This is a genomic window from Bradyrhizobium sp. MOS001 (assembly GCF_004634465.1).
GTDB classification, from domain to species: Bacteria; Pseudomonadota; Alphaproteobacteria; order Rhizobiales; family Xanthobacteraceae; genus Bradyrhizobium; species Bradyrhizobium barranii.
The window spans coordinates 21,826-29,162 of the sequence record NZ_SPVJ01000066.1 but is presented as its reverse complement, the minus strand read 5'-3'; the positions used below and the strand labels follow the sequence as shown (position 1 = coordinate 29,162).

General features: G+C 60.2%; 4 protein-coding genes and 1 tRNA gene. 3 read left to right on the top strand and 2 right to left on the bottom strand.

Annotated elements, in window-relative coordinates; genetic code table 11:
* Window positions 1–216: 216 nt before the first annotated feature.
* On the top strand, window positions 217–1,164 hold the full coding sequence (locus tag CT676_RS39985) for an ABC transporter substrate-binding protein (protein WP_135216937.1): 948 nt from the start codon (window positions 217–219) through the stop codon (window positions 1,162–1,164).
* A 154-nt stretch (window positions 1,165–1,318) separates the two neighbouring features.
* Here the strand turns inward: CT676_RS39985 and CT676_RS39980 are convergent, their stop codons facing one another.
* On the bottom strand, window positions 1,319–3,088 hold the full coding sequence (locus tag CT676_RS39980) for an amidohydrolase (protein WP_244623455.1): 1,770 nt from the start codon (window positions 3,086–3,088) through the stop codon (window positions 1,319–1,321).
* A gap of 483 nt (window positions 3,089–3,571) precedes the next feature.
* Here CT676_RS39980 and CT676_RS44575 point away from each other — a divergent pair.
* Together CT676_RS44575 and CT676_RS44570 are read left to right on the top strand one after the other, a co-directional pair.
* Window positions 3,572–3,656: transfer RNA gene (locus CT676_RS44575), tRNA-Glu, on the top strand.
* Between the two features lie 212 nt (window positions 3,657–3,868).
* Window positions 3,869–4,339, top strand: coding sequence for a hypothetical protein (locus CT676_RS44570; RefSeq protein ID WP_167768314.1), 471 nt, complete (start codon window positions 3,869–3,871; stop codon window positions 4,337–4,339).
* A 1,330-nt stretch (window positions 4,340–5,669) separates the two neighbouring features.
* Here the strand turns inward: CT676_RS44570 and CT676_RS39965 are convergent.
* Window positions 5,670–6,947 (bottom strand): complex I NDUFA9 subunit family protein, encoded by a 1,278-nt coding sequence (locus tag CT676_RS39965; RefSeq protein WP_244623454.1) that lies wholly within the window; start codon window positions 6,945–6,947, stop codon window positions 5,670–5,672.
* Window positions 6,948–7,337 lie beyond the last annotated feature (390 nt).

The window sequence follows — 7,337 nt, the reverse complement described above, 5'->3', positions numbered from 1 at the left end:
GGCCAGTCATTGGACGCTCCGACGCGAGACATCGGCCGCCTGCAACGATTGGCGACCACGGCCGCGTGCCGACCTATCCGTTTGCACACACCCAAGACCCGTTGCGGACATTGCGTCGCACGGTTAGGGCGGGCTGCCAGCCCTTTTCTCGCTCGGCTCCCGGTTGAAAAATGCTAGGCTGTATGCCTCAGTCGGGCGCTTCAAACGAGTAATTCAATGAGGCGGCGCGAGTTCATCACGCTCGTCGGCGTTGCCGCGGTTATGGGCCCGAGCCCGGCGCGGGCGGAGCAGACGAAAAAGCTACCCATCATCGGATTCTTGGGCCCGGCCTGGTCGGCCCAAGATTTCGAGGATCAGTTGCGCGAACTCGGTTGGATCGCGGGGCGGACCGTTGCGATCGAGTATCGCTCTGCGGAGGGACATACCGAACGCTCCAAGGAAATTGCGACCGAGTTCGTCCGGCTCAAGGTGAATGTCATCGTCACGGTGGGGGGATCTCCGACTCTCGCGGTAAAACGCGCGACATCGCTCATCCCAATTGTCTCCATTTCTGGCGACCCTGTTGGCAGCGACCTCGTCGCAAGTTTGGCCCGACCGGACGGCAATGCGACCGGCCTGGCGCTCAACCCCATCAGTCTTGCCGGCAAGCGCCTCGAGCTGTTGCGCGAGGTTGTCCCAGGTTTCCGCCGCTTGTCCGTTATGGTCAATGCCAATAGCCCCGGTTTCAAAAACAGGATGGATGAGGTGCAGGCGGCGGCATCCGCGCTCGGCCTCGAGGCGACGATATTGGAAATCCGGCGCGCAGAGGACGTTGCATCGGCTTTCGAGGCCCTCAGGGACCGTGCGGACGCACTCTATGCCGTCGGCGTCCCACTCACCTTCGCCATTGCGACCCGAGCGCTGACCGCGCGAATTCCAACGATGTTTGAATACCGAGAGTTCGTCGATGCGGGCGGGCTGATGTCCTACGGCGTGGACGCAACCCACCTATGGCGGCTTGCTGCGACCTTTGTCGACAGGGTTTTGCGTGGGGCGAAGCCCGCCGACTTGCCAGTCCAACAGCCGACCAAGTTCGACCTCGTCATCAATCTGAAGACCGCCAGGGCACTCGGTCTGAAAGTACCGGAGTCATTCCTGTTACGCGCCGACGAGGTGGTTGAATGAGCGCGGCTGCCGGGCAGCCACCAAGGGACCGCCGCCCAGGAACTGGCTGGAACGTATGTCGGCCCGAGCTGCATGGTGTGAGACGAGAGCAAATATCGCTGCATTGGACAACAGGCCGAGATTTCGCGAGAGCGGCACGGCGGGCCTCCAGCTCTTATTTTGCGTTTGCGAATACATCCGCTGCGTAGACGACCTTGCCACCCACGACCGTCAGCAGAGACGCCGTGGCGCCAATTTGCTCGACGGGGACGGACATGAAGTCCCGATCGAGAACCGCGAAGTCGGCGAGCTTGCCGTTTTCGAGCGTGCCGCGCCGCGTCTCGTCGAAGCAGAACCAGGCGCTTCCCACGGTGTAGAGGCGCAAGGCCTCTTCGCGGCTGGGTGTTTCGTCCGGGCCGCGCGTCGATAGTCCGCCGACGGTCTTGCCGTCGAGCATCCATTGCAGCGCCACGAACGGATTGTAGGATGCGACCCGATGCGCATCCGTGCCGGCCCCGACATGGACGCCCGTCCGCAACGCCGTGACGATGGGCGGCATGCTGCGCGCGGCTTCGCCCGCCTGCGCCACGATACGGTCGCCTCCGAGGTACATGGCGTCCTGCATGGTCCAGCCCACACCAAGGGCCTTCATCCGCGCCAGCGTTTCGGGCGAGGTGTTGTCGAGATGGGCGATGGACCAGCGCAGCGGCGCGATCGGCGTCTCCTTGTTGACCTCTTCATAGAGGTCGAGGAGGTGATGGACGGATTTGTCTTCCTGCCAATGGATGGTGACCGTCAGCCCTTGTTTTGCCGCCCAGCGAATGATCTCGAGGAACTTGTCCTTCGCCGCCGCGTCGGGCGCGTTGTTGTTGTACATGGCGCCGGTGATCCGCTCGCCGATTCCGTTGAATCGCAGCATGTCGTCGCCGAATCCCATCGGCAGGAACGGCGTGAGGTTCTTGTACTCCTCGAATTCGGCGCCGACATTCTGGGCGAACAGGCTGTAGGAGACACGCACCGAAAGTGATTTTTCACGCCAGAGCTTTTGCAAGGCGGCGTAGTGGCTGGGATAAATGCTGAAACCGCCGGGATCCACGATCCCGGTAATTCCGAGACGATTGAGCTCCGTGAAGAACTGCCGGGTCCCGGCGACATTGTCCTCGAAATTGGGCCTCGGCAGGCGATCGAACAGCGCGGAGATACTGACGATGGAGCCGTTGAACCAGCCCGTGGTTTCGCCCGATGTGGCACGCTCGGCCGTGATCCCGGCCGGCAACTGATCCGCGGAGATCCCGAGGGCTTGCTGCGCCTTCGGCGTCATCAGCAGCGCCGAATAGAACAGCTGGATGTAGGCCGGATTGTCGGGAACGGCCGACATCACCTCGGCGAGCGTCGGCCGCCGCTTCTCCGCAAATTGCAAGTCGCTCCAGCCACCGGCCACGATGATCCAGGACACCGGGCGCGCTTTGGCCGCCTGGCGCAAGCGTTCCATGGCTTCGCCAATGGTCTTTGCGCCGATCCAGTTGACCTCGGTGGCGTAGGTGAGGCCGGCGCGCACGGCGTGAATATGGGAATCGATCAATCCCGGAATGATCGTGCGTCCGCCGGCGTCGACGCGGCGCGTCGCGGGCCCGATCAGGCCTTCCATGGCATCGTTGCCGCCAACTGCAACGATCTTGCCGTCGCGGACGGCGAGCGCCTGCGCGATCGTCGATGCAGGATCCAGCGTCACGATCTTTGCGTTCGTGACAATGAGGTCGGCCGTTTGTGCGTAAGCCGAAGTGGCCCAGCACGAGATCACCAAAATCGCCAGAAGCTTGCGCATGTTCAGTCCCGGAATGAGAGAGGCAGGAATGAGAGAGGCAGGAACGGCGCCACACATCCGCCGCTGGATGCGCTCGCGGGCATCGCGTGTCGCAACGGGGAGTGTCGCGATCTTGATCATGTCTGGCTCCAACAAAATCAGCCGGTCCACCGGAAAATTCGGTCAAGGCCCAAATCATTGATTTCGCAGCCCGCCTTCGCCCGTCGGGCTTCGGCGCGGCAGCCTTCGCCGCTTCGCTTGCCATTTGCGGCACCGGTTTGCCTAGCCGAAGCTCGCGAAGCGTGTCGGGACCAATCAAAAGCGAGTCGCTTAACCCATTGATTTATCGTGGCCTGCCAAAAATTCGCGAGTCGAGAAACCCAAGAATCATGAGTCGATTTTCACCAAAAGCCAAAACTCGTGAGTCGATAGGGGAAGCGCGCTCGATATTGAGTTCTGAGTTCGCGTTGCCCGCTAAATGTCGTAGGTCGAAGTCTCGTCAAAGGCAGCCTAGCGGGTCGCGACTCGTGAACTAGGCCGCGAATTCTGACAAAAGCTCGAGCCAACCACCTAGTCCTTGATGGATGGAACTCCGCCTGAACCAGGGGCTCGGCTCTTGATCCTAGCCACAACTCCGGCGGCGAACTCACTCTTGCTGCTCAGCCCTCTCAAGGCTGAAACAGGGGATCGATTCCCCTAGGGAGCGCCAGCAAGTGTTTTTCAGTCACTTACATCAACAAATAGCGGCGCTAGCGGCATTCGATAGCGGCAATTCGCGGGGTCGCCACGCTCGCCGGGCGAGTGCTTCGTGAAGTTGAATTTGGTTGGATATGGAAATCGACGAAAACCTGATCCGCCGCGACCTGACGTCGGCGCAACGGGCGAAGCTGATCTCCAAGCGAAAGGCGGCTTGACGGCCTTATGGACAGTTTCGCTAAGGACACGGCGGCAAAATCTGGCAAGTCCGAGCGATCGATTGAGCGCGACGTAACCCGCGCCAAAGCGCTAGGCTCCGACCTTGATCGCGTGGCCGGGACGTCGCTGGAGAAGGAGCGCTTAACTGGACGCGCGGGCGTGCTGCAGACCACAGTAGCGCTTGTTCCAGATTTAACCTTCCGCGACGACATCAAGCTTAATCCGCGTCTTCGATTGCACCCGAGCTGCGGAGCGCTAACCTCTCTGCACCGGACATTGCCCCGTCCGGGTTCACCATGGCGAGGTCGTCGCGCCAAGATACTCGGCGCGGCGGCTTCGTTTATCTACCGCAACGGTATGAGCTTCATTTGGCGAATAAGCCCGACGATGACCGGTTCGATCTCGTTGAGATGCGACGACAGATCACGAACTTACGCTCGCAACACTCTGACAATCTTCTCGTCACATCGCGATTGAACCGCTTCTTCGTGAAGATTGCATTTTTATCTGAGCCGAAGGATGCAGCACACGCGCAGCACCTGCGGTCCGAATTCGCGCGGACGCTGCAAGGTATTGAAACGATCGTCACCCGGAGGCCATCTGCGAAGCGATCTGGTATCGTTAAGCGGCCCAAGTAATGCTAACGCGGGTGCGCTCTTGCGCTCGCCGGGTCCGGGTCCGGGGCCGATGGTCGATGGAGTCGCGAAGTCGTCCTCGTTTCGCGTATCGAAGCCGCATCGCCGCGTTGGCGTTGATGCACCGCATTCCGAGCTTCGCAACATCGCCGGATTTCGTCGGGGAAGGTGGTCTACTCGCTTACGGTGCGTCGAGACGGCGTCATTTTATTCGATCAGCTTACCACGTCAAAGGAATCCTTGAGGGTGCACGAGCCAGCGACTTGCCCGTCGAACAGCCGACGCGGGTCGAGTTATGGATCAACGTTAGAACTGCAAAAGCGCTCAAGCTCGTAGTTCCGACGACACTACTCGCACAAGCTGACTCAAATAATTGAGTAGACGCAAAAGACGTCTATTGGCACGAGCCCGACCAGTCGCGTTGGTCTGCCAAATTCCGTTCACGCGAGTAGACCGGAAGTCACCGGCTCAAAGGTGGACCGGTGCGTACGACCCGGACCTTGGCACGGGACCTCTGTCCTGGGCTTTTCATTAGGACCACGGCGGCTCTTCGCTCGCCCCGATTGCCTCGTGGTGGATTGTGAAGCCCGCCGAACGTCAGCAACACAGTTCTTACAGAGGCAGGATCGAAACCAATATCCTTGGCGTTTGGTGGATGTGCCTCGCTGCCCTTCAATCGGAGCGTCAAGTGCAACTGCTCGCAAAGGTGCCGAACCACGAGATTGACCTGATCGTCAGTCATGATCTGCTTTTCCCGCTACCATCTTGCGGCCCAACTGGTAGCACATCTGATAGCCCTACACGCAACGACCCCGCCTCGCGAGTCGCGTGGTAGGGCCGCCTGCCGTCCGGACTTGGGCTGGATGAGTCGAGCCGGCCAACTCAATTTATTCCCGGTCAAAGTGAAGAGGTGACTGCGCAAAAGGAGCACTCCGTTGGGTATCCTAATGTGACAGATCGATTGTCCTAATTCGGACAGCTCCAGGCGGCTGGCCGCACGCTAAGGGTTCACTCGGGAGGGTCATTCCCCTTCGGCTCTTGTAAAAACTTTGGCGGATGAACTGACCCCTGAGCTGCGACCATCGATCTATCGGGCCTAGTGCTCGACCTCGGAGGTAAGCCGCTTTCCGACATCAGTAGTCACATCGTGACACGGTAACGAAGTCTCAACCCTACCTGGCTCGACCCTCATTTGTGTTTTGAGTTTCCTCGTTTGTATGCTTGAGCATCGCTTTGAGTTCTTCTTCGAGCGATCGCGGCGAAATTCCGAGTGAACCGAATCCCGGCCGGCTGCCCGAGACCATCGTGTCGATCTGCATAAGCTCAACCTGATTGCGCGTGAGCGGCGGGTGCGGCAGGATCTCAGCGAGGCCGGCGGCGGCATTCCAGAAAGCAAAGGGTATTCGCACCAGCATTGGCCGCAATCCGGCGGTGCGCGCAATGGTCCGCAACAGCTCGCCGTATGAGTAAACGCGCGGGCCGGCCAGTTCGTAGATTGGAAACGGTCTTTGTGTTTGCCGCAGGACCTGTGCGATCGCCGCGGCGACGTCGTCCACGTACACCGGCTGAAGCCTCGTCCTGCCGTCGCCGAATAGCGGATAAGCCGGCAGGGTCCGAAGCAGCCCAAGAATTGTCGTGAGAAAGGCGTCGTCCGGCGCGAACATTACCGCCGGGCGGATAACGACTGCGCCAGGGAACGCCGCTTGCACAGCCACCTCGCCCTCGCCGCGATTGCGAATATAGGGCGACGGCGATGTGGGGTCAGCGCCTATGCCTGATAGGTGCACAAACCGTTTGACCCCGGCCCGCCGTGCCACTCCAGCGATCCTGGCGGCCGCTTCGACGTGCACCGAATGAAATGTGTCGCCTCCATGCTCGGTGTAAAGGCTGATCGCGTTGACGACGCCGTCGGCACCCATAACGGCGGCCTCTACAGAGCGCTCGTCATGGGCATCAGCGATGACCTGTTCCGCGTTGTCGCCCTCGGCCCGCGCAGGATGCCGTGAGGCTATACGCACCGTAACGCTGGAGACGCTCAAATGGCGTACAACGCGACAACCAACGAAGCCGGTCCCCCCAAACACGGTCACGCGGTTCATTCCCCGGTCCATCCCACGATCCTGCGCAACGTTCTGTATTGACCCGCCGAGCGCCGCGCGCACTGCCTCAGTGGCCTCCGCCGGCGAACTGCCTTTGTTGAGATGATGTGAGATCACATCAATCAAAATGTGCGCTGCAGGGCCGACCGTTTGCCACTCTCTCCTTGCTTGATCGATTAGCGGCTGCGCCTCATTATAGAGCGTTTCCGCCTGTTCGATGATCGGATGTGCCTTACTGAGAAGATCGATCAGCGCCTTGGTCGCGGGCAACGACCGCTCAATTTGTTCAAGCTGCGCGTCGCTGAGACCGGAAACGTGACCAATGACTTCAATGAGCAAGTGTTTCAGCATAGCGCAACCTGCTGGTAGCGACGCACTAACTCAGGGCAACCAAGCGAAAGTAGGCACGGGCTCGGGGGGCGTCAGTTGTTGTCTCAGCCGACAGGGTCCGGCCGCCAAGCTCTCGGAGCTTGGAACAATCGCGCGCAATGGTGGATGATATTTGATCCACATCGATTATGTCCAGCATCTGGACCCAAATTTTCGTTAGCTGCCTTGGGCAAGGCCTTTGGGGAGTGCAAGGCTGACAAGTCTTGGTACGTCCTAGAAAACACGACGTCGGGCCACTCTGTTAGGACACATCCGGCGGGGCCGCCTTGCCGAAAGAGGCGCGGTATTGAGAACTGTCCTGATGGACGGTGATGGGCTCAGTGCCCAAGTCGAACGGCTTGAAGCGGTGGA